Annotated in this window: 25 protein-coding genes; 11 read left to right on the top strand and 14 right to left on the bottom strand. The window is 43.1% G+C overall.

The annotated features are described in order from the left end of the window. Nucleotides 1–223 precede the first annotated feature (223 nt). A complete protein-coding gene (gene map / locus FTU46_RS01700; protein WP_180012926.1) occupies nucleotides 224–1,018 on the top strand; it encodes a type I methionyl aminopeptidase in 795 nt (264 codons plus the stop codon). Between the two features lie 293 nt (nucleotides 1,019–1,311). On the opposite strand, the gene FTU46_RS01695 is transcribed toward map, so the two are convergent. The 4 genes from FTU46_RS01695 to FTU46_RS01680 all read right to left on the bottom strand — a co-directional run bounded on the left by FTU46_RS01695 (nucleotide 1,312) and on the right by FTU46_RS01680 (nucleotide 4,518). Next, a complete protein-coding gene (locus FTU46_RS01695; protein ID WP_180104213.1) occupies nucleotides 1,312–2,211 on the bottom strand; it encodes a LysR substrate-binding domain-containing protein in 900 nt (299 codons plus the stop codon). A gap of 87 nt (nucleotides 2,212–2,298) precedes the next feature. Next, nucleotides 2,299–3,003 (bottom strand): Sir2 family NAD-dependent protein deacetylase, encoded by a 705-nt coding sequence (locus tag FTU46_RS01690; protein WP_180104212.1) that lies wholly within the window; start codon nucleotides 3,001–3,003, stop codon nucleotides 2,299–2,301. Between the two features lie 19 nt (nucleotides 3,004–3,022). Continuing rightward, nucleotides 3,023–3,955 carry an alpha/beta fold hydrolase gene (locus FTU46_RS01685; protein WP_180104211.1) on the bottom strand — a complete coding sequence of 311 codons (933 nt, stop codon included), beginning with the start codon at nucleotides 3,953–3,955 and terminating at the stop codon, nucleotides 3,023–3,025. A 14-nt stretch (nucleotides 3,956–3,969) separates the two neighbouring features. Next, nucleotides 3,970–4,518, bottom strand: a complete 549-nt coding sequence (locus FTU46_RS01680) for a PadR family transcriptional regulator (protein ID WP_125279125.1) — start codon at nucleotides 4,516–4,518, stop codon at nucleotides 3,970–3,972. Between the two features lie 166 nt (nucleotides 4,519–4,684). Between FTU46_RS01680 and FTU46_RS01675 the strand changes: the two genes are divergently transcribed. The 3 genes from FTU46_RS01675 (at nucleotide 4,685) to FTU46_RS01665 (ending at nucleotide 8,483) form a co-directional block, all read left to right on the top strand. Beyond that, on the top strand, nucleotides 4,685–6,709 hold the full coding sequence (locus FTU46_RS01675) for an NADPH-dependent 2,4-dienoyl-CoA reductase (protein ID WP_180104210.1): 2,025 nt from the start codon (nucleotides 4,685–4,687) through the stop codon (nucleotides 6,707–6,709). 187 nt (nucleotides 6,710–6,896) lie between these two features. Then, on the top strand, nucleotides 6,897–7,307 hold the full coding sequence (locus tag FTU46_RS01670) for a nuclear transport factor 2 family protein (protein ID WP_180104209.1): 411 nt from the start codon (nucleotides 6,897–6,899) through the stop codon (nucleotides 7,305–7,307). A gap of 69 nt (nucleotides 7,308–7,376) precedes the next feature. Then, entirely contained in the window at nucleotides 7,377–8,483 is a 1,107-nt protein-coding gene (locus FTU46_RS01665) for a YheT family hydrolase (RefSeq protein WP_180054053.1), read from the top strand. Between the two features lie 61 nt (nucleotides 8,484–8,544). Here the strand turns inward: FTU46_RS01665 and FTU46_RS01660 are convergent, their stop codons facing one another. After that, entirely contained in the window at nucleotides 8,545–9,000 is a 456-nt protein-coding gene (locus tag FTU46_RS01660) for a hypothetical protein (protein ID WP_373684945.1), read from the bottom strand. A gap of 228 nt (nucleotides 9,001–9,228) precedes the next feature. Between FTU46_RS01660 and FTU46_RS01655 the strand changes: the two genes are divergently transcribed. The 7 genes from FTU46_RS01655 to FTU46_RS01625 all read left to right on the top strand — a co-directional run bounded on the left by FTU46_RS01655 (nucleotide 9,229) and on the right by FTU46_RS01625 (nucleotide 15,908). Further along, on the top strand, nucleotides 9,229–10,869 hold the full coding sequence (locus FTU46_RS01655; protein WP_104426986.1) for a CTP synthase: 1,641 nt from the start codon (nucleotides 9,229–9,231) through the stop codon (nucleotides 10,867–10,869). A 31-nt stretch (nucleotides 10,870–10,900) separates the two neighbouring features. After that, nucleotides 10,901–11,758 (top strand): 3-deoxy-8-phosphooctulonate synthase, encoded by an 858-nt coding sequence (gene kdsA / locus FTU46_RS01650; protein ID WP_004783756.1) that lies wholly within the window; start codon nucleotides 10,901–10,903, stop codon nucleotides 11,756–11,758. A 44-nt stretch (nucleotides 11,759–11,802) separates the two neighbouring features. Further along, nucleotides 11,803–13,092 carry a phosphopyruvate hydratase gene (gene eno, locus FTU46_RS01645; protein ID WP_034171067.1) on the top strand — a complete coding sequence of 430 codons (1,290 nt, stop codon included), beginning with the start codon at nucleotides 11,803–11,805 and terminating at the stop codon, nucleotides 13,090–13,092. Nucleotides 13,093–13,099: 7 nt separating this feature from the next. After that, complete coding sequence (locus FTU46_RS01640) at nucleotides 13,100–13,489, top strand: septum formation initiator family protein (RefSeq protein ID WP_004783752.1); 390 nt, start codon at nucleotides 13,100–13,102, stop codon at nucleotides 13,487–13,489. Continuing rightward, a complete protein-coding gene (ispD, locus tag FTU46_RS01635; protein WP_180104208.1) occupies nucleotides 13,458–14,171 on the top strand; it encodes a 2-C-methyl-D-erythritol 4-phosphate cytidylyltransferase in 714 nt (237 codons plus the stop codon). Before FTU46_RS01640 ends, ispD begins: the two co-directional genes overlap by 32 nt. Nucleotides 14,172–14,271: 100 nt before the next feature. Further along, the gene (gene rodA, locus FTU46_RS01630; protein WP_034171070.1) at nucleotides 14,272–15,411 is read left to right on the top strand and encodes a rod shape-determining protein RodA; all 1,140 of its coding nucleotides are present in this window, start codon (nucleotides 14,272–14,274) and stop codon (nucleotides 15,409–15,411) included. A gap of 137 nt (nucleotides 15,412–15,548) precedes the next feature. Then, entirely contained in the window at nucleotides 15,549–15,908 is a 360-nt protein-coding gene (locus tag FTU46_RS01625) for a hypothetical protein (RefSeq protein ID WP_257224580.1), read from the top strand. 48 nt (nucleotides 15,909–15,956) lie between these two features. On the opposite strand, the gene FTU46_RS01620 is transcribed toward FTU46_RS01625, so the two are convergent. The 9 genes from FTU46_RS01620 to FTU46_RS01580 all read right to left on the bottom strand — a co-directional run bounded on the left by FTU46_RS01620 (nucleotide 15,957) and on the right by FTU46_RS01580 (nucleotide 22,717). Continuing rightward, complete coding sequence (locus FTU46_RS01620; RefSeq protein ID WP_159123153.1) at nucleotides 15,957–16,259, bottom strand: cyd operon YbgE family protein; 303 nt, start codon at nucleotides 16,257–16,259, stop codon at nucleotides 15,957–15,959. 3 nt (nucleotides 16,260–16,262) lie between these two features. Continuing rightward, nucleotides 16,263–16,364 (bottom strand): cytochrome bd-I oxidase subunit CydX, encoded by a 102-nt coding sequence (gene cydX / locus FTU46_RS01615; RefSeq protein ID WP_004783742.1) that lies wholly within the window; start codon nucleotides 16,362–16,364, stop codon nucleotides 16,263–16,265. A 24-nt stretch (nucleotides 16,365–16,388) separates the two neighbouring features. Beyond that, nucleotides 16,389–17,534 carry a cytochrome d ubiquinol oxidase subunit II gene (cydB, locus tag FTU46_RS01610; RefSeq protein WP_180003736.1) on the bottom strand — a complete coding sequence of 382 codons (1,146 nt, stop codon included), beginning with the start codon at nucleotides 17,532–17,534 and terminating at the stop codon, nucleotides 16,389–16,391. Continuing rightward, nucleotides 17,531–19,117, bottom strand: a complete 1,587-nt coding sequence (locus tag FTU46_RS01605) for a cytochrome ubiquinol oxidase subunit I (protein WP_125279135.1) — start codon at nucleotides 19,115–19,117, stop codon at nucleotides 17,531–17,533. The genes cydB and FTU46_RS01605 overlap by 4 nt, the downstream gene beginning before the upstream one ends. After that, nucleotides 19,117–19,308 (bottom strand): cytochrome oxidase putative small subunit CydP, encoded by a 192-nt coding sequence (gene cydP / locus FTU46_RS01600; protein WP_004783737.1) that lies wholly within the window; start codon nucleotides 19,306–19,308, stop codon nucleotides 19,117–19,119. The genes FTU46_RS01605 and cydP overlap by 1 nt, the downstream gene beginning before the upstream one ends. A gap of 352 nt (nucleotides 19,309–19,660) precedes the next feature. Next, entirely contained in the window at nucleotides 19,661–20,713 is a 1,053-nt protein-coding gene (locus tag FTU46_RS01595) for a porin (RefSeq protein ID WP_159124444.1), read from the bottom strand. Between the two features lie 336 nt (nucleotides 20,714–21,049). Continuing rightward, a complete protein-coding gene (locus FTU46_RS01590) occupies nucleotides 21,050–21,463 on the bottom strand; it encodes an HIT family protein (RefSeq protein WP_180018324.1) in 414 nt (137 codons plus the stop codon). A 31-nt stretch (nucleotides 21,464–21,494) separates the two neighbouring features. Further along, on the bottom strand, nucleotides 21,495–21,761 hold the full coding sequence (locus FTU46_RS01585; protein WP_159124442.1) for a YARHG domain-containing protein: 267 nt from the start codon (nucleotides 21,759–21,761) through the stop codon (nucleotides 21,495–21,497). An 83-nt stretch (nucleotides 21,762–21,844) separates the two neighbouring features. Continuing rightward, a complete protein-coding gene (locus FTU46_RS01580; protein WP_166134859.1) occupies nucleotides 21,845–22,717 on the bottom strand; it encodes an NAD(P)-dependent oxidoreductase in 873 nt (290 codons plus the stop codon). Between the last annotated feature and the right edge of the window lie 53 nt (nucleotides 22,718–22,770).

Raw genomic sequence — 22,770 nt, 5'->3', positions numbered from 1 at the left:
GGTAGAAATATATCTTTGATATTCAGTTGAAAAAATTATAATTTATTTTTAAATAAATAAATCATTTAGGTTCCATTTCATCATTTTAAGCTTATTGTTTGTATAAATAAGCAGCATTGAGATTCTCTAGAGCAAGTTTTAAGAATTGTCATGCAGAGCGAACAAATGCGCATCTTGGCTGAAAAAGGACTATAATTTCCCGATTCACCTTGAGGATAGATCCATGCGAGCTCCAGCGATTACTCTGAAAACCGAACAAGATATCGAAAAATTACGTATATCTGGGCGTTTGGCTGCACAGGTTTTGGAAATGATCGGGGAGCATGTCAAGCCGGGTGTCACGACTGAATATCTGGATGACCTTTGTCATGATTTTATTGTTAATACGCTAAAAGTGACGCCAGCTAATATTGGCTATTATGGTTATACCAAAACCACCTGTATTTCACCGAATGAAGTGGTTTGTCATGGTATTCCATCTCCGAATACTGTCTTGCAAGACGGCGATATTATTAATATTGACGTTGCGATCATTAAAGACGGTTATTTTGGCGATACCAGCCGGATGTATTATGTCGGTACACCAACTCCTGAAGCCAAACGTCTGGTCGAAACCACTTATGAAGCTATGGTTGCCGGGATTCATGCCGTTAAACCGGGTGCAACCCTAGGCGATATTGGTTATGCAATCCAGTCTGTTGCACAGCGTGAAGGCTACACCATTGTGCGTGAATATTGTGGTCATGGGATTGGTAAAATTTATCATGAACAGCCAAACATTCTGCATTACGGGCAACCAGGTCAGGGCATCAAACTGGTACCCGGCATGGTCTTTACCATTGAACCTATGGTCAACATGGGTAAAGCACGTGTTAAAGAGCTGAAGGACGGCTGGACAGTGGTTACTGCAGATAAATCCTGGTCAGCTCAATGGGAACACATGGTAGTTGTAACCGACACAGGTTTTGAGCTGTTATCGCCGTGGCCAGAAGGCACTGGCGAATATCCGGAAATTTAAATTATTTTTCATGTTATGCATTGAAATACAGTAGCTTACATAAATTACAGCTTGCTTGCTCTTGGTGACGAAAGCCTACAAAACACTACATGAAGAAGTGGTTTAGCCAGCCAAATCTTCTTAATCTATTTATAGTTAGTTGATGTTTGCTTTGTTAGATGTCTGATTGCTGTATATTAGATTTGGCTTGGCGGTAGTAGTTTCCTTTCATTCAATTCATGCTGTAGTGAATCGTTTTTATTAGCTCATTTTTCCCCAAGAATGAGCTATTTTTTTGCCTGAAATATGTCTATTTATACAAGATGCAGATGTTCAACCAGATAATCAATAAATACCCGCACAGCTGGTAACAGACCACGACGGGAAGGATAAACCAGATGAAAAATTCCATGTGCGGTTTTCCAGTCTGAAAGTACCCGAACCAGTTCGCCACGTTCTACATATTGCTGCACGACATTATCGGGCAGTAAGGTAATACCACAGCCTGAAGCTGCCAGCTGTGCCAGCATATTCAGGTCTGATCCCATTACAGTTGGGTTGATCCGGATTTTCTTCTGTTGCTGCTGCTCATTCTGCAATATCAGGAACTGTTCAGTATGTTCCTCAGCCATGCTTAAAATTTTATGTTCAGAGAGCTGTTCAGGTGTTTTAAGATCGCCAAATTCATTTAAATAGCCCTGACTGGCAAACAGATGCTGTTCAATTTTTTCAAACTGACGAATTACCAGATTCGGATCATCATCCAAGCTGGTCCGTACCCGTAAGGCCAGATCAAAACCTTCATTAATAATGTCCACACGTCGATTGGTGATCATCATCTGGACTTTAATTTCAGGATATTTTTTCAGGAAATCCGGCAGGATTTTTGCCATTTCATTCTGGGCAATGGAGACGGGCAGGCTGATTTTAATGGTACCACGCGGTTCAGTACTGAGATGATCCACCAGATCATGGGCGGCCTGTGCTGCACTGAGCATCACTTGTGCATGTCGATAGATATTCATGCCAATATCAGTGACTGCAAAATGGCGAGAACTACGCTGAATCAGGCGGACACCAAGGCGTTCTTCCAGATTATAAACACGGCGGCTGAGCTTGGATTTGGGAATATCGGTGGCACGTTCGGCTGCACTAAAGCCGCCATGTTCCACGACCTGCGCAAAACAGTAAAAATCATCCAGATCAGTCAGCATCGTTTAATTCCATTCCTGCAACAATAGGCTGATTAAAAAATGATTGTTGCATACTGTCAACTATAGAATACGAATTTTGAATGATGACTAGATCTCGGACTCAAGTAATTTAAGTAAGGTCTTCATGCCTTCTGTGGCCGTTTGGGAAATCTTGTGAAACTGGACGGGTAAATGCTGTTGAACTGCTTTGGGATCAATATAATAAGCTGTGCAGTGAGCTGGAATCTCATGGATTAAACCAGCAACAGGATATACTTGTAAGCTAGTCCCAATGACCACAAAAATCTCAGCATCCTGTACACAATCTCGTGCTTCTTCATAAGCAGGAACTGCTTCGCCAAACCAGACTACATGTGGACGTAGTGGATAGCCCTCCTTACAGAAGTGTTTAGTTAAATCTAATTTAGTCCCTTCAATCGGATAAAACTCGGTGGTGTACTGACAATTCGGGCCTGAGGTTTTGGCTAGGCGGATATTGCCATGCAGATGAATGACCTTGGAGCTTCCAGCACGTTCATGCAGATCATCAATATTCTGGGTAATCACATGGACATCAAAATCATCTTCAAGTTCGGCAATGAGTTGATGAGCTGCGTTTGGCTGTGCTTCCAGAATATTTTTACGTCGGGCATTATAAAAGCGTTGCACCAGTTCCGGATTTTTAGCCCAAGCCTCCAGTGTAGCCACTTCTTCTATACGATACTGTTCCCAAAGCCCATCACTATCACGGAAGGTGTTGATCCCACTTTCCGCACTCATGCCAGCACCTGAAAACACCACCAGTTTTTTCATGATTTCTTCTCCTGAATCTTTAGGCCGCTGAAGAACTCGACTGTAAATTGTCTTTCAGAAAGATACCGAGCTCCCTGGCAAATTTGAGTGGTTCGGTCAGTAAGGGGGTATGGCCAGATTTCGTGAAAAGTACCTGTTTAGCCTGAGGCAGGCTTTGAGCAATCAGGCGCTGACCTTCAACAGGATAGAGTTTGGACTGCACACCGCTAAAGAAAGTCACCGTACAAGTAAGCTTCGCCAGAGCTTCACGATAATCTTCCTGATGATATAAATAATTATTGATGTACCACGTCATATAATCCACCCGGCTAGAAGGAAGGAGCAGGCTTTGCAGACAAGGTTGGTTCAGGATGAACTTAAATACTTTCAAACTGGCTGGACGATCATTTTGTAGCTGGATAAAGCGCAGCCATAATGCTGCAATTTGCTGTCGTACTGAATTATCCAGATCCCGAATGAGTTCAATATGCTGATGTTCTGCAAGTAATGTTGAAAGCTGCTGCAAAATTTCAATAAATTCCTGATGGCGTGGACCAAAAAGTCCAAATGCCCAGGCATTATCGACCGGAATCTTCGGTGTTTGGTCAATATGCAAATAAGCTGCTATGTGTTTGGAAAAATCTCCATAGCACAAGCCATGCATGGTAGTGGTTGCGCCCATAGAGTAAGCAATTACAATGAATTGATCTAAATTGAGCTGCTGGATCACCGACTGAACATCAAGCCAGTGACTGGAAATCGCATCCAGGTCTTGCGGGATTTTGCAGTGACTAGACGCCCCAAAACCGCGCCATTCAGGAATGATAAAGCGGAAATTTTTCTGATGTGGATAGAGAAAAGCTGCCCATTGCCAGCTCAACATGCCCAGACCTGATAAGACTAGTACAGGTTGACCCTGACCGTATTCACGTACAAATAACTGTTCGCCATCTGCCATGGTATAGAAGGGCATGCATATCTCCGTATTTATAATTTTTCTACATCGAATTGTTTAAGTCTGGGAATAACCTGTTCCAGCCAGGCAATCCAGCCCAGTTCCTGATCAATACCCAGTTGCAGAATCATTTTATGAATATACAGGGTTCGGTCATTTTCGTCAGCTTGAGCAAAGTCTTTGGCGAAAATATGCTGATAGGTTTTAAGCTTTTCTTTATGTATTTCTAGATGGCGTTCCAGTTCAGGTAAGGTGTTGTTGCCGCCAAGCTGGGCTTCTGCACGCAGACGAACCATCAATTCTTCACGAAGCTGTGCAGGAGAACTATGCTCCAGCATCCAGTTAGCCAGTTCTTCCCGGCCGAGTCGTTCTACCTGATAGGTTTTTTTACGGCTATGAGAATCTTCCTCTTCTATGGTCGAAATCCAGCCTTTTTGCAGCATGGCATTCAATTCACGATAGATCTGCTGATGGGTGGCATTCCAGAAGAAACCCATGGAGCGGTCAAAACGGCGTGCTAGCTCAATGCCGGTACTCGGTTTCTCAATCAGGCTGGTGAGTAAAACATGTGATAAAGACATAAACGTCTCAAAAAAGTGACTCGGGATTATTATGCAACATGTTGCATAAAAATCAATTCTGCACTATAAATTAGTGCAACAAGTTGCATAAGGCTGATGCTTGATGGAAATAAATCAGTCAGCCTGAATAAAAATAGCCAGCACATCTGCACGCTAGGGAGTTGAAATGTCTAAATATCCGAATTTACTTGCCCCACTGGACCTAGGTTTTACCACGCTTAAAAACCGTGTCTTGATGGGCTCTATGCATGTGGGCTTAGAAGAAGCACCAGGTGGTTATAAGCGGATGGCTGCCTTTTATGCAGAACGCGCCAAGGGTGGCGTAGCATTAATTGTGACAGGTGGTATCTCACCGAATGATCATGGCGTCACTTTTCAGGGCGGTTCCAAGCTCGACACGATTGAAGAAGCTGAAAAGCATAAAATCATTACTCAAGCCGTACATGAAGCTGGCGGGAAAATTGCCATGCAGATTCTGCATACCGGCCGTTATTCTTATCAGGCGGAAAATGTCGCGCCGTCTCCAATTCAGGCACCGATTAATCCAGTCAAACCGCATGCCTTAAGCTCGGCTGAAGTGCAGCAAACCATTGATGACTTTGCCAACTGTGCCAGACTGGCTCAATACGCCGGTTATGACGGTGTCGAAATCATGGGTTCAGAAGGTTACCTGATCAATGAGTTCATCGCAGCGCGTACCAATCATCGTGATGATGAATGGGGTGGTAGTTATGAAAACCGTATCCGTTTCCCGATTGAAATTGTACGCCGTACCCGTGAAATGGTCGGTGAGAATTTTATTATTATCTATCGTCTTTCCATGCTGGATCTGGTTGAAGGCGGTTCAACTCTAGAAGAAGTAATCCAACTGGCCAAAGCCATTGAGAAAGCGGGCGCGACGATTATTAATACCGGTATTGGCTGGCATGAAGCGCGTATTCCGACCATTGCTACCAAAGTGCCACGTGCGGCCTTTACTTGGGTTACGCGCAAGCTAAAAGGTCAGGTGAGTATTCCTCTTATTACCTCTAACCGTATTAATACGCCGGAAATGGCAGAATATGTCCTGGCTACAGGCGATGCCGATATGGTGTCAATGGCACGTCCAATGCTGGCAGACTCTGAGTTTGTCTTAAAAGCAGAACAGGGCCGTAGTGATGAAATTAATACCTGTATCGGTTGTAATCAGGCCTGTCTGGATCATATTTTCTCGATGAAAATTGCTACCTGTCTGGTGAATCCACGCGCGTGTTATGAAACTGAACTGATCTTTAAAGAAACCAATGTAGCGAAAAATATTGCAGTGATTGGTGCAGGACCAGCGGGTTTAAGCTTTGCCATCTATGCAGCAGGTCGTGGTCATCATGTCACTGTATTCGAAGCTTCAGCACAGATTGGTGGGCAATTTAATATTGCGAAGACCATTCCAGGTAAGGAAGAGTTTTATGAAACCTTACGTTATTTCAAACGTCAGATTGAGTTGCAACCCCGTATTCAATTGAAATTAAATTGCACCGCGACCTTTGATCAGCTGATTTCAGCCGAATTTGATGACATTGTGGTTGCCACTGGGGTGACACCGCGTCAGCTCGATATTCCTGGAATTGATCATCCTAAAGTGTTGTCTTATCTGGAGGTACTAAGAGAGCGTAAACCAGTCGGCCAGCGTGTAGCGATTATTGGTGCAGGGGGTATTGGCTTTGATACGGCTGAGCTGCTTAGTCATGGGACCGAAAGTGGTAGTGTCAATCCGGAAAAATTCTATGATGAATGGGGAATCGATACTAACTATGAAAATGTTGGTGGACTCAAGACCGCCAATGTAGAACAGCCTGAACGTGAAATTTATTTATTGCAGCGTAAAGCAGCTTCTGTCGGTTCAAGTCTGGGTAAAACCACAGGCTGGATTCACCGTGCTGGCTTAAAGCATCGTAATGTCAAAATGATTGCTGGTGCAAGCTATGAAAAAATTGATGATCAAGGTCTGCATGTGATGGTAAATGATCAACCTGCAGTGTTAGACGTAGATAATGTCATTATCTGTGCTGGTCAGGAATCTTATACTGCCATGTTTGATGAACTGAAAGCTGCCGGTAAAAACGTGCATCTCATTGGTGGTGCGAAAGAAGCAGGTGAGCTGGATGCTAAACGTGCGATCCGTCAGGGTGCTGAATTGGCTGCGGTAATTTAATTGATAAAATTTAAAAGATGACAGTTTTTGCTTTCATACGAAATTGTCATGAAAGAAAGTTGATTCGCAACATTCCCTCTCCTTTGTTAAAGGAGAGGGTTAGGGAGAGGATTCTATTCTGAAACAACAGAATCACCCTAAGTCCCCCTTTAACAAAGGGGGACTTTACAACAAAAAGGAAATAATAATGACACTACAAACAACCCAAACTGCAATTATGCGTTGGCATGAAATGTTGGAAACACGTGACATGTCCATATTGAATGAACTCCTCGCGGACGATGTCGTATTCCGCTCACCCGTGGCTTTTCATCCTTATCCCGGGAAACAGGTTGTATTTTTTATCTTGAGTAATGTGATTCAGGTCTTTGAAAACTTTAGTTATCACCGCGAATTTCTTAGTGAAGATGGTAACAATGTTGTACTTGAGTTCTCCGCCAATGTCGGCGATAAGAAACTTAAGGGAATCGACATGATTCAGTTCAATGATGAAGGTCAGATCATTGATTTTGAAGTAATGATACGACCAAAATCTGGACTTGAAGCCTTAGCTATAGAAATGGGCCAGCGGATTCAGGCTTATCAGGCTAATACTTAATTTCCTAAAATTGATTCAAGTCGGCATGAAGTTTGTACATCACTGATAGAAAACTAGAGGGGAATACAGATGAAAATGTGGCTTAAAAAAATGAGTCAACTTTCAAGTGAATATCTGGACCGCTTTAGCGGAGCCGATCTTCCAACACTTTATTATAATCCGAATGGTTTATTTTCTGGTGTGATTGAACGTTTACCACTTTTAAAACAGAAATATCGTCCAACACCGTGGTTATCGAATGCGCATGCGCACATTCTATATCTGGACTTGATAAAAAAACGCACGATTAAGCTGCAATATGATGTGCTTGAGCAGCTGAATATGTCCGATGGCGGCATTACTGGCATTGCCTGGTATGGTTTAGATTTACCGCCAAGTACACCTACCATTGTGCTATTGCATACCATTACCGGCTCTCCGGAATCCATGCGGGAGCTGGTGCGTGACCTACATAAATATACAGGCTGGCGTGTTGCTCTGTGTTTGCGCCGTGGTCATGCTGACCTGCCAATGCCTGTGCCAAAAATGAACTTGTTTGGTTCAACCCAAGATCTGCGTGAACAGTTGCTCTATATTCAGGACAAGTTTCCTCAATCCGATCTCTATGGTGTGGGTTCCTCTGCGGGGACAGGACTGTTGGTTCGCTACTTGGGTGAAGAGGGCGAGCAAACCCCACTCAAAGCAGCCTTTGCTTTATGCCCAGGCTATAACACTGAAACCGGTTTTGCCTATGTACATCCGTTTTATAGCAAAGTCATGGCTAAAAAACTGATCAAACGTTTTATCCATCCTTATCAGGAAACCTGGCAGATTTATCCTTCATGGAAGCAATTGCTTGAGGTGAAAGACTTGTCTGAATTTGAACAGCGCTACTATGAGCTGGCAGGCTTTTCAGATTATGAAAGTTATACCAAGGCCACCAATCCAATTTATGTATTTGAAAATGTCAAAATTCCATTGATGATTTTGAATTCGGAAGATGACCCGGTCTGTCATATCCAGAATCTGGAACCGTATAAGGATGTCATTCGAGCCATGCCAAATATTGTGGTCGTCACCACTAAAAAAGGTAGCCATTGTGGCTTTTATCAGGGCTTAATGCAGACAGAATCATGGGCCACTCGTCTGATGGCAGATTATTTACTGCAACTTTCCGATACTCTAACGGCAGCTTGAAAGAGATTTTTAAACCATAAAAAACCCAGCATAAGCTGGGTTTTTTTGATGAAGGATTATATTAGTTTTCAAGTGCTGGCATAGCAGCAGCAATTGCATCTGCAACTGCATCATCTTCAGACTTATTTGCAGAAGATGAGTTGTTTTTAGGAGCGGCTGGTGTTGCTGCAGGTTTTGCAGGCTGCTCAGTGCTTGAATTTGTTTCAGCTGCAGGCGCAGGCTCTGATTGAGCAGGTTCCGGTTTTTTAACTTCACGGCGAATTTCAGTCGTAGTATTCGCAGTTTGTTCGCGCTGGATTTCAACAGTCGGTGCTGCTGGTGCTTCTTCAACCGGTTCAACTGGTGTTGATTCTAATGGTTCAACAGGCTCAAGTTGTACAGGTTCCGGAGCAACCACTTCAGATGCTGGAGTAACTTCGGTTTGTTCTTCTTCTTTTGGAGCTTCTTTTTTTACACAACCAGTCAGTGTAAGGCCAGTCAGGATCAGGGTACAGATTAAAAGTTTCTTCATCATCATTGCATCAAACAGAATAGTGTAGGGTGTGAATGTTCCTATTATAGCAGCAAAATGCAATATATAAATCATATGAACTTACTGTAATTTTTTTCAGGAATTGCTGTTAGAATAGTCAATTGTTTATTGTTCTTTGATTTGATGCGGATTGACTTTGCTTTATTGGTACAAGGTAAAGTAAAATTGCGCAACATTGCAGGCCGATTTAGGCTCGATTGTACGAGAAACCCAATGACCCATTTTATTTTCGTGACTGGTGGTGTTGTTTCATCACTAGGTAAAGGTATTTCAGCTGCTTCTGTTGCTGCACTTTTAGAAGCCCGTGGTTTAAAAGTGACCATGGTAAAAATGGATCCATACATTAATGTCGATCCAGGGACTATGAGCCCATTCCAGCACGGTGAAGTTTTTGTTACAGAAGACGGTGCTGAAACAGACTTAGACTTGGGTTACTACGAACGTTTCTTGCGTCGTGCGAAAATGACCAAACTGAATAACTTTACATCAGGCCGTGTTTACCAGGATGTTCTGAATAAAGAACGCCGTGGTGACTACCTGGGTGGTACTGTACAAGTTATTCCACACATTACTGACAACATCAAAGAACGTGTACTTCGCGCTGGCGAAGGTTATGACGTTGCGATCGTTGAGATCGGCGGTACTGTAGGTGACATTGAATCTCTCCCATTCATGGAATCTGTACGTCAGTTAATGGTTGAACTTGGTCATAAACGTACGATGCTGATGCACTTAACGTTACTCCCATACATTAAGTCTGCAGCAGAATTAAAAACTAAACCAACTCAACACTCAGTAAAAGAACTTCTGTCTATTGGTATTCAACCAGACATTTTGATCTGCCGTACTGAACATGATGTTGATGCAGATACGACGCGTAAAATTGCCTTGTTCACTAACGTAGAAGCGCGTGCAGTGGTCGTGTGTAAAGATGCACGTACGATCTACCAGATTCCACGTACTTTCTATGAACAGAACGTTGATGATCTCATCTGTGAACGTTTCGGCTATGACAATCTTCCAGAAGCAGACCTGTCTGACTGGGATAATGTGGTAGAAGCTTTACTGAACCCTGAATACACCGTTCGTGTGGCAATGGTTGGTAAATATGTTGAACTTCCAGATGCCTATAAGTCTGTGAACGAAGCACTTTTACATGCCGGTATTCAAAACCGCGTGAAAGTTCAGATCGACTATGTCAATGCTGAAGAGCTTGAAAGCCAAGATGTCAATGAAGTATTGAAAGATGCGGATGCGATTCTGGTACCAGGCGGTTTCGGTGAACGTGGTACTGAAGGCAAAATGAAAGCGATTCGTTTTGCACGTGAAAACGGTGTGCCATTCTTAGGCATCTGTTTAGGTATGCAGCTTGCAGTGATCGAATATGCACGTAACGTGGCGGGTATCACTGATGCGACTTCAACAGAATTCAACCGTTCAACCAAATCTCCATTGATTGGTCTGATCACTGAATGGTTAGATGAGCGCGGTGAAGTTCAACAGCGTTCAGTAGATTCTGATCTTGGCGGTACCATGCGTCTAGGTGCACAGAAGTCTGAACTGGTACCGGGTACCAAGACTGCTGAAGTGTATGGTTCGGATGAAATTATCGAACGTCACCGTCACCGTTACGAGATGAACAACCGTTATATCCCAGTGCTGGAAGAAAAAGGCATGAAGATTTCTGGTTATTCTCCAGTGCAACACCTGGTAGAAACTGTTGAAATTCCTGCACATCCTTGGTTTATTGCAGTACAATTCCACCCGGAATTTACCAGCTCGCCACGTGATGGACATCCATTATTTGCCGGTTTCATTGATGCTGCGAAAAAACAGTACCAAAAAACTAAATAATGCGAGTTTAAGACACAACTAGGAAGTTTAAATGTCACAATTAAAACCACAAGAAATTGTACGTTTAGGCGATATACAAATGGCAAACCACTTGCCATTTGTACTATTCGGCGGCATGAACGTACTTGAGTCGAAAGACTTAGCTTTTGAAATTGCAGAGACTTATGTTGATATCTGCAAACGTTTAGATATTCCATATGTCTTTAAAGCAAGTTTTGATAAAGCCAACCGTTCAAGCCTGAACTCATTCCGTGGGCCTGGCCTGGAAAAAGGAATCGAGTGGTTAGCTGACATTAAAAAACATTTTAATGTGCCAATTATCACTGATGTACATGAGCCGTATCAGGCTGCTCCTGTGGCAGAAGTTGCTGACATTATCCAGCTACCTGCATTCTTAAGTCGTCAGACTGACCTGGTTGAAGCGATGGCAAAAACTGATGCCATTATCAACATCAAGAAAGCCCAGTTCCTTGCTCCGCACGAAATGCGCCACATTTTGCATAAGTGTCTGGAAGCAGGGAATGACAAGCTGATTCTTTGTGAGCGTGGTTCTGCTTTTGGTTACAACAATCTGGTTGTAGACATGCTGGGCTTCGACATCATGAAAGAAATGAACGTGCCAGTATTCTTTGATGTAACACATGCATTACAAACTCCAGGCGGTCGTGCTGACTCTGCCGGTGGTCGTCGTGCGCAGATTACTACACTGGCGCGTGCCGGTATGGCAACAGGTCTTGCAGGTTTGTTCCTGGAAGCTCATCCAAATCCGGATGTGGCAAAATGTGATGGTCCTTGTGCCTTGCGTTTATCTCAACTAGAACCATTCCTGGCTCAATTAAAAGAGCTGGATACTCTAGTGAAAGGATTTGAAAAATTAGATACCCATTGATGCAGTTTTAAGCATCCTGTTATTAATCAACTGAGGAATTGTTCATGAGCCAAATCGTTGACATTCGTGCACGTGAAATTTTGGACTCTCGTGGTAACCCAACCATCGAAGCAGACGTTATCCTGGCATCTGGCGTAGTTGGCCGTGCATGTGCACCATCTGGTGCTTCAACTGGTTCTCGTGAAGCTTTAGAACTTCGTGATGGCGATAAAGCACGTTACCTAGGTAAAGGTGTTAAAACTGCGGTTAACAACGTAAACACTCTGATTCGTGATGCGTTAGTGGGTAAATCAGTATTCGAACAAAAAGACATCGATAATACGATGATCGCTTTAGACGGTACTGAAAACAAAGAAAAATTAGGTGCAAACGCAACTTTGGCAGTATCTCTTGCTGCTGCGCGTGCTGCTGCTGAAGAAAAGAAAACGCCGCTTTACCAATATATCGCAGATCTTCGTGGTCAAAAGATTTTGACTATGCCTGTTCCAATGATGAACATCCTGAACGGTGGTGCTCACGCAGACAACACTGTTGATATTCAGGAATTCATGATTGAGCCTGTAGGTTTCACTTCGTTCTCTGAAGCGTTACGTGCTGGTGCTGAAATCTTCCATTCTTTAAAATCAGTTTTGAAGAAACAAGGTTTGAACACTGCAGTTGGTGATGAAGGTGGTTTTGCGCCAAACCTTCGTTCTAACGAAGAAGCTATTACTGTGATCCTGTCTGCAATCGAGCAAACTGGTTACAAGGCTGGTTCTGATATTATGCTTGCGCTTGACTGTGCATCTTCAGAATTCTACAAAGATGGTCAATATATCCTGGCTGGTGAAGGCAACAAATCGTTCACAAGCAACCAGTTTGCTGACTACCTTGCAGGTCTGGTAAATCAATACCCTATCATCTCGATTGAAGATGGTCTGGACGAATCTGACTGGGAAGGCTGGTCTTACCTGACTTCTATCCTTGGCGATAAAATCCAGTTGGTGGGTGATGACCTGTTCGTTACGAATCCTAAGATTCTTCAACGCGGTATCAACGAGAAAGTAGGTAACTCAATCCTGATCAAGTACAACCAGATCGGTACATTGACTGAAACTTTAGATGCAATCTACCTTGCGAAAGCAAATGGTTACTCTACTGTAATCTCTCACCGTTCAGGCGAAACTGAAGATTCAACTATTGCGGATCTTGCAGTAGGTACAGCAGCAGGTCAAATCAAGACTGGTTCACTTTGCCGTTCTGACCGTGTAGCGAAATATAACCAATTACTTCGTATCGAAGAATTGACTCAAGCTGCATATCGCGGTAAAGCTGAGTTCAAAGGTTTGAACTAAGCGACTCATGTCAATGTTAAATGTATTCGACTCCTTGATGAGTAAAGTACTGTTGGGCCTTGCGATCGTTTTGATCGCAGGGTTTCAATATTTATACTGGTTTGGTGAGGGTGGTTATAATGACCATCAGGCATTGACCCAGAAAATCCAGCAACAAGTAGAATTGAATGAAGAGCTAAAAGAACGTAATCGCGTTCTGGCTGCAGAAGTTTATGATTTGAAGAATGGTATTGAAGCCATCGAAGAACATGCCCGTCTCGATCTAGGTTTGATCAAACCGCATGAAACCTTTGTACAAATGAGCACTATTAGTACTCAATATAAACCGATTTATCTTAATCCGAATAAAGTAGACCTGAGAACCAATGAATCAGCTGATGTTCCAACAACACCATAAATTGTGGGTCATTTTACCAGCTGCAGGTTCCGGTAGCCGATTTTCCAAAACCGAAGTTAAACAATACCAGATGATTCAGGAACGGACCGTTCTTGAACATACGGTCGCACGTCTGAATCAATTGCCATTAGCAGGTTATGTTCTTGCAATCGGTGCACAGGATGATGTTGCCAAGACTCTGCCACTTTCTCGTCTGGATAAAGCGCATTTTTGCTTGGGCGGTGCAGAACGCGTCAACTCTGTACTAAATGCCTTGGAATATTTATCTGAGATAGCTTCAGAAGAAGATTGGGTATTGGTGCATGATGCAGCCCGTCCTTGTGTGAGTCAGAGCTCTTTGATTGATCTGGTCAATACAGCAATTCAAACTGATCAGGCTGCGATTCTGGCCATTCCGGTACGGGATACCTTAAAACGTGTCGTAAAGGATCATGGTATTGAAATGACAGTAGATCGTTCGACATTATGGCAGGCGCAAACACCACAAATGGCGAAACTTGGAACTTTGAAGCGTGCGATTCAGCAGGCACTCGCAGATGGTGCTACCATTACCGATGAAGCCAGTGCACTGGAACATATAGATGAACCCGTCCAAGTAGTACAGGGGCGTTCCGATAATATTAAAATTACCTATCCAGATGATCTGGAACTGGCGAAGTTGATTCTGGCTGTCCAGCGCTAAATATATTGCAATAAAAATGGAATAAATCGGTCAATGGCGATTTATTCCGGAGCACTTTAACTTATAATTTTGCCATCATGAATTTTCTATCCGTGGGCTAATGATCCCTTCACAGCAGTATCGTTTTTTGCGGCAGTCCGCACGCGATGGACGTAGTATTAATCCCCAGAATGCCTCCCGATGGACCAAGTTGCACCTTGATCCATGGCTGCTTTGTTTCCTGATTTTAAATGCGATCTTGGGTCTGATGGTGGTTTACAGTGCCACCTCTGAAGATTCGGGGATGGTGATTCGCCAGGCGATCAGTTTTGGTGTGGGTTTTGTGGTAATGTTTATCTGTGCCCAAGTACCACCCAAGGTCTATCAGGCTGCCAGTCCATATTTTTATATGTTCGGTATCTTTATGCTACTGCTGGTCTTTGTGATTGGTGAAAAGCGTCTGGGGGCAACCCGCTGGATTACGTTGCCGGGTGTGGGGAGCATGCAGCCGAGTGAGGTAATGAAGTTTGCCATGCCACTGATGATGGCCTGGTACTTTGCCCGTAAACCTTTCCCTCCAAAGTTTCTGGATATTGTCGGTGCCTTGGTGATTTTAGGCGTGCCTTTCGTACTGGTGGCATTACAACCTGATTTAAATATTGGTCTGGTGATTCCCGGAATCTTTGTACTGTTCTTAAGTGGCATGTCATGGCGTTTAATTGCTGGAGCCTTTGCTGCTTTAGCTATTGCAGTACCGCTGCTGTGGATGTTCTTGTTGCAGGAATATCAAAAGAAACGGATTTTGACTTTATTCGATCCAGAATCAGATGCTTTGGGCGCAGGCTGGAATATTATCCAGTCCAAAATTGCCATCGGTTCGGGCGGGATTATGGGAAAAGGTTACTCACAAGGTACGCAGTCTCATCTAGGTTATCTGCCTGAACATCATACCGACTTTATTATGTCGACTTATGCAGAAGAATTTGGCTTTATCGGGGTGTTTCTGCTATTCAGCCTGTTTACGGCCATTATTATTCGCTGTTTGATTATTGGTATGAATAGCTTTCATAACTTTGGCCGTTTGTATGCCGGTGCGATCGGACTGACTTTTTTCTTCTTTGTATTTTTAAACTCAGGCATGGTCAGTGGGATTTTACCTGTGACGGGTGACCCTTTGCCATTGATGAGTTATGGTGGTACAGCCGTAATTTCCATGTTGGCAGGGATGGGTATTGTGATGTCAATTCATACTCATCGGTAGAAAATTCAATGAAGTAAGTTTTCAAAGCCAGAGTAGTTCTGGCTTTTTTATTGCTCGTATTTATTAAAAGTAGCTTTATGTTATAAATATTCAAGAACTTAGATAAATCGTATGTAGTTTTTATTGTTGAAGGGAAAATGAATAAATTAATGATAACCATTGGAATTTTCGGGTTATCTGTTTCAGCTTGGGCCAAACCACTGAGTCAGGCTGAATTTAAGGCGCAAACCAAACAAAAATATGATGAGTTAGAGCTAAAACTTGCCGTGTTGAACTCATCGGTAGACCGACGTGAGCATCCTGCACTTATGATTGCTAAAGCCTGTGAATATGCAACCGGTTTAAAGCAGTTAAAGTATCTATCAGAACAGAATCTGCATCTTGCGACAGCGCAGGATGAATTCCGGTTTGTGAGTACACTGGATAATCAGTTTACTCAATCCCTTCAGGATTTGGGAACTACCTATGAAACAGGCTGTGTTTCACAAAAGAAATAAAGAACAAAAAGCCCTCAAATGAGGGCTTTGTTTTTGGCTGTTTAATACCTAATTAAGAAACCAGGTGTAATAACCCCATAGCATTAACGGCCAAGCCAGAAACGGACTAAATAGCCATTTCCAGAACCAGTGCTGAGGGATAAAGCCAACCCCGTGAATAAAACCGCCTGAAATGCCGATCATGATAAACATCATGGCGCGGTGGCTATATTCCCCGTTGGCATCCAGCATTGCAGCAGGATGAACCAGCAACACCGCTGCGAGTGGAAAAGCCAATAGGCAAGAAATCACCATTGCAAAAGGGTTAGATTTTTTTTCTATCTTTACTTGTTCAACTGCAGCGTCTGTCATCTCTTATTTCTCATCCAGGTCTTGATGATTTTCAATATATAGTGCACTGAGTACACCGGCGAAACAGGCCATCAAAATGCCGAGAATCCATGCGAAATACCACATAATTTTATCTCCTAAGACACAGCCTTAGTACAGGCTGTGTGAATTCTCTTGAATATGTTTTTTGGTAATCACGCCCCACATCTTGTAGTAACACCAAGTGGTGTAGCACAGAATCAGTGGAACAAAAATGCATGCAGCCACAGTCATCACAGTTAAGGTATTTTGGCTGGATACCGCATCCCACATGGTTAAGCTTGCAACCGGATTAATGCTTGAAGGCATCAGGAATGGGAATAGGGCAAAACCGGCAGTCAAAATTGCACCGATCACCGCTAAAGATGAACCCAGGAAGCTCAAACCTGCTTTGGCTTTAGATGCAGCCAATACCACAATAATGCCACCTAAAATACCTGCAACTGGTGCCAGTATCGTGATTGGATAAGTGCTGTAGTTGTTCATCCAGCCTGGGTTGGCATTGGTCAGTACTTCTTTTGCTAGTGGATTAGCGATACCGTTAGTTTCGTAAGGAGTCACTAGGGTATAACCCTGGATACCACCGAAATATAACCATGCACCGACTGCCAGGAAAGCTACCAGATAAACAATCCCCATGATTTTGGTTGCTTTGGCAGAACGTTCACGTAAATCGCCATCTGTACGTAGCATCAACCATGCACCACCGTGTGCACACAGCATAGATAAGCTGACAACACCACATACCAGTGCAAATGGATTGAGCAGGGCAAAGAAGCTGCCAGAATAAGTCGAACGAACTGTTTCGTCTAATGTAAATGGAACACCCAGGAACATATTGCCGAATGCGACACCGAAAACCAGTGCAGGCACAGCACCACCAACTGCTAGGCCCCAATCCCAGGCATTACGCCATTTGGTATTTTCCAGTTTGGAGCGATAGTCGAATCCTACTGGACGCAGGAATAAGGCAAACAGAACAAGCAGAAGTGCCCAGTACATACCAGAAAAGGCAGTTGCATAAACCATTGGCCAGGCAGCAAACAGGGCACCACCCGCAGTAATAAACCAGACCTGGTTACCATCCCAATGCGGGGCAATCGTATTGATTGCCGCACGACGTTCTTCATCATTCTGACCCACGAATGGCATGATCGCCATGGAGCCCATATCAAAGCCATCAGTCAGGGCGAAACCAATCAGCAAGACGCCAACCAGTACCCACCAGATTATTTTGAGTAATTCATATTCGATCATGCTTGAGCCTCCTCATTTGCCTTTTTTGCAGCTTCAAGTTTCTCGAAGTGGTATTTACCAGTATGTAGAGAACTTGGGCCAAGGCGTGAGAATTTAATCATCAGGTACATTTCAATAATCAGCAAGACAGTGTAGAACGCTGCTAATGCAATGATTGATCCCCATACATCGCCTGTGCTTAAGCTTGAAGTCGATAAATGTGTAGGCAGAACCTCACCAATAGTCCAAGGTTGACGACCTACTTCAGCAACAAACCAGCCAGTTTGTGCCGCAATCCATGGAAGTGGTAGTGCAAATAATGCAAATTTTAATAACCAAGGTTTGTTTTCTGCATTGCGTTTAGCCACCGCAAAAGTTGCAAGAACAAATAGAACCAGCATCAGGAAGCCAGAAGCGACCATGGCACGAAATGCCCAGAACAGGCTTGGTACATGTGGAATAGTATCTTTTGCTGCTGCCTTAATTTGCTCGTCAGAAGCATCTACAACATTTGCAGTATATTTTTTCAAAAGCAGACCGTAGCCCAAATCTTTTTGAGTTTCTGCAAATGCAGCTTTCAGCTCAGGAGACTGATCACCAGCACGTAGTTTTTCCAGTTGTTCATAAGCCACCATACCGTTTCGGATACGACCTTCATGTTCAACCAGCAGGTCTTTAATACCGGTAACAGGCGTATCTACAGAACGTGTAGCGATAATCCCCATAACATAAGGAATTTTCACAGCATAATCGGTAGACATGGTTTCTTTATTTGGGAAGCCAAATAAAGTAAATGCTGCAGGTGCTGGTTCAGTTTCCCATTCTGCTTCAATCGCAGCCAGTTTGGTTTTCTGTACATCACCAATTTCATAACCAGACTCATCGCCCAGCAGGATCACAGAAAGAGTTGACGCTAAGCCGAAAATGGCAGCAATCGCAAATGAACGGCGTGCAAATGGCAAGTCACGTTTTTTCAGCATATAGTAACTTGAAATCGCCAGTACGAAGATGGCACCAGTCACATAACCTGCAGAAACAGTATGTACGAATTTAACCTGTGCAACCGGGTTAAAGATCAGTGCTGCAAAGTCCACCATTTCCATACGCATGGTTTCATAGTTGAATGCTGAACCAACCGGGTTTTGCATCCAGCCATTGGCAACCAGAATCCACAGTGCAGACATGTTAGATCCCAGTGCAACTAACCAGGTCACGCCCAGATGCTGTACTTTGGATAAACGGTCCCAACCGAAGAAGAATAAACCAATGAAAGTAGATTCAAGGAAGAAGGCCATCAAACCTTCAATAGCCAATGGTGCACCGAAAATATCACCCACATAATGCGAATAATATGCCCAGTTGGTTCCGAACTGGAACTCCATGGTCAAGCCTGTGGTTACCCCTAAGGCAAAGTTAATCCCGAACAGTTTTCCCCAAAACTTAGTCATGTCCTTGTAAATTTCTTTGCCGGAAATCACATAGGTGGTTTCCATAATGGCAAGCAGAAATGCCAGGCCTAAGGTCAGTGGAACAAAAATAAAGTGATACATCGCGGTCATAGCGAACTGGAACCGCGAAAGATCGACCACGCTTTCAGAAATCATCAACGTGTCTCCTTGATTTGGGAAGGATTGCCGGCGATACGCTCGGCGACTTGAGTGTCAAAATCTTTTGGAATAGTAGGCGCATCAAACCAAATATTTTTAATTACCAGAAGTAGAATGATCTTGATAATTAAAATCGCAGTAATCTCTCTTACTGTTTTTTGGTTTAAATTTTTAGAAACTAAGCTCATGTGAACAAGCCTATTATGTGGTTTGTTATATATTATTAATCGATTGTAACTAAAAAATAAATAGACCAAATAGTTTAAATAAATATATATTTATAAGTTATTGAAAATATTAATAATATTTAATTAAAAGTTTGATAATTATTCTAAATATTTGTGATTGTTTTTTGTAACAATAGATTATTTTAATCTGATTAAAATGGTTGGAATTTATTTTTCAAGTATATTAATCCTGATTATTTTGCTGGGGTTTTTATTCAGTTTTTATTCTAATTAAAATAGTCGGGATTAATTAAAAAATAAAAAAGAACCCGCATCAGGCAGGCTCTTTTCTAATATGGAATTGGGGAGGGCTTCAGAAGTCGTAACGCATACCGACCGATAGTCCGAAGCTGTCTTCACCACGTGCGCCAGCCACTGCATTGCTACGGCCTTGTGCCCAAGGTGTCAGATTTGAGTTTTCATCATTTAATACACTGGCCAGATTGCTGTAGATGCGGACTGCTGGGTCAAGACGATGTTCAATTCCAATCGCCAGTAAAGTAGCATTGGCATCATCGGCATCTACATCACGGTGAAAGACCTGTCCACGCAATGAGGTCTTGGCTGCTAATTTATATTCACCCGCGATGCCAAAGACCTGAGCATCAGGATTGACTTCGGTATTGTCATGCTGAAGGAACTGATACAGACCACCGAGTTTCAAGTCTGGCGTGATTTTGTAGGCACCTGCAATCCGGAAACCATCACGTTCACCACGACTGGCTTCTTCTTCATAATGTTCATATGCCGCTGCAAAATCAACTTTATCTTTTTGGTAGGTAAGGGCAAGGTCATAAGCCTTATCTTTATCTTTTTCACCATCCTTAGATGCATCCGGGCTGTTGGCTTCATGTAGGGAAAGTGCACCCAGAACATTAAATCCATTGCCGAATTTTGGTGATTTATATTCAATGCTATTGGCATTACGTTCATCAAAACGTAGATTCCCTACTCGGGTCACATTACGTACATCGCCGACCATATCTCCAAAGAAGTTAACTGGACTGCGCGCCACTTTAAATGGGCTGTCGAAACGGCCGATCCGTGCCTGACCGAACTCACCTTTTAAACCGACAAAGGTATCACGAGTAGCAAACTCGACATCATCATTTGCAGAGCCACTGGCAAAGTTAATTTCCTGCTCAATCTGGCCAAATACGGTCATGCCATTTTCAAGTGTCTGTTCAGCTTTAAATCCAAGGCGTGATGCATTGGAGGAAATTCCAATTTCATTATAATCCTGGCCATCATCCAGATAATCTAAAGACACATGTGCACGGCCATAGACTTTAACATCAGCAGCGACTGCCATGAGCGGTGTAAAAACGCTTGCCCCAATTGCGAAAATGCAAAGTGATTTTTTCATATAAAGCTCCAATCAGACTTTTTTAGGTCTTTTGAGGTGTATGCAGTAGCTCGGTCTTGGCTACCATCCTGTATTGGTGCTCAGTATTGAGGATGAATAAGTCAGTATGGTTAAGGAAATATTGCAGATCTATGAAATCTAAAAAGGGAGCAATTTTAATTTTTAAGATTCTGTGCAGGATTTTTTTGCTTTAGTTAACGCTGATCCAGTAGATGAGTAATGCGGTTTTAATAAAGTCATTTAAGAGGAATACTGTATTTATGAATGGTGATAAAAAATGAAAAATAAGACATAAAAAATGGAGCCGAAGCTCCATTTTTAAGGACGAAGAATGAATTAAAGAGCAGCTTTAATTTTCTCTGCCAGTTGCTTGATTTTTTCCTGATCACCCATTTGTGCAGCATGTTTGCCAAGGTTGTGCAAAGAAGTAGGTACCAGATGGAAATGGACATGCGGAACAGTCTGACCCGCCGCAGCGCCAGAGAGCTGCATCAGTACAATGCCATCTACCCCTAAACCTTTTTCAATCGCTTTGGCAATTTTTTGCACCACCTGAATGGTATAGGCTGCAACTTCAGGATCCAGGTCAAGCAGGGTAATTGCGGGTGTTTTAGGAATGACCAAAGTATGACCATCGGCCTGTGGCATGATGTCCATAAATGCAAGAACTCGGTCATCTTCATACACTTTAATTGCTGGAAGTTCATCACGCAGAATTCGTGCAAAAATATTTTGGTCATCGTAAGTCATAAGTGCATTCCTTGAGCAGAATTGAATTGTATTATTTACAGTTCAATTCTTTCTGACGTTCTTTGATCGCGTCAAGACGTTGCTGCTCTTTTTCTGAAAATTTTGGCTTGGTTGTGTAGCAATTGTCATTAAACTTTGCTTTTGCTTCAGGATCCTTGAAACAGAAACCTTTTGATGCATAAATGACATCATGGTCATTTTTCAATTTTTTGCATTCCTGTTCAGATGCAAGAACCGATGTTGAAGCCCCAAACAAAGTTGCAGAACCGACGAGTGCTGCAACAAATAACTTATTCATAAGAGTTTCCTCAGGTATCACTGCATGTGGCTAGTCTATAGTCACAATATTAGGTTTGTTTATTATTATTCAATGGCGAGATATTACTCAATGGTAATATTACTCCATGATTCATACATTTTTACAGCACTGGAAAAGTCACTATTTTTATCCGACAGATTGCTAGCAGCTTGCACCAGACTTTGACCTAAAGCGAGAAGTGGTACTGCCAGTTTGGCATCGCGCGCAAGATCAAGTGCAATGCCTGTATCTTTGGCTAAAAGAGGCAGGGCAAAGGTAACAGGGAAGCTACGGTTCAAAACACGCTGTGGTAAAACGGTTTCAGTCACATTGCTTTTACCGCTTGATGCATTGATACAATCCAGCGCTTCATTCAGGTCAACGCCGTGCGCTTTCAGCGTGGTAAAGCCTTCTGCTGCTGCACACAGGTTTACAGCCAGTAACATATTATTTACCGCTTTTACCGCAAAGCCGGCACCTGATGTCCCCACATGCTTGATCAATTTGCCAAACGCCTGCATCGCTGGCAGGGCTTTTTCAAAGCCTTCCGCATTACCGCCGACCATCACAGTCAATGTGCCATTTTCCGCACCAATGGTCTGGCCACTCACAGGCGCATCCAGGAAAATCACACCCTGTTCAGCCAGTGCTTCTTCTAAGCGTCGGGCAGCGTCAGGAACACCGCTGGTACAGTCTACCCAGATACTGCCAGCTTTAAGGCTGAGGCCTTGGACTAATGCTTCAACATCGGCACTGGTCGGCAGGCAGGAAAAAATAATATCTGCCTGAACTGCCTGTTCTAAAGCGACAGCTTGGGTGCCATATTCAGCAGCATGTTCTTCAGCCTTGGCAAAAGTACGGTTCCAGACATAAACTGTCTCAAAATGCTTGGGTAAATGCGCTGCCATGCGATAACCCATTGCGCCTAAACCAATAAATGCCACTGACTGAATCATGTCATACCCTCTGAATAAAATAATAAATACCTGAAAATTGCCGGCTCTTCCGG

The sequence above is a fragment of the Acinetobacter sp. YH12108 genome, assembly GCF_013419055.1.
GTDB lineage: Bacteria > Pseudomonadota > Gammaproteobacteria > Pseudomonadales > Moraxellaceae > Acinetobacter.
The sequence above is the reverse complement of the archived record's forward strand: the minus strand, read 5'-3'. Positions and strand labels throughout refer to the sequence as shown.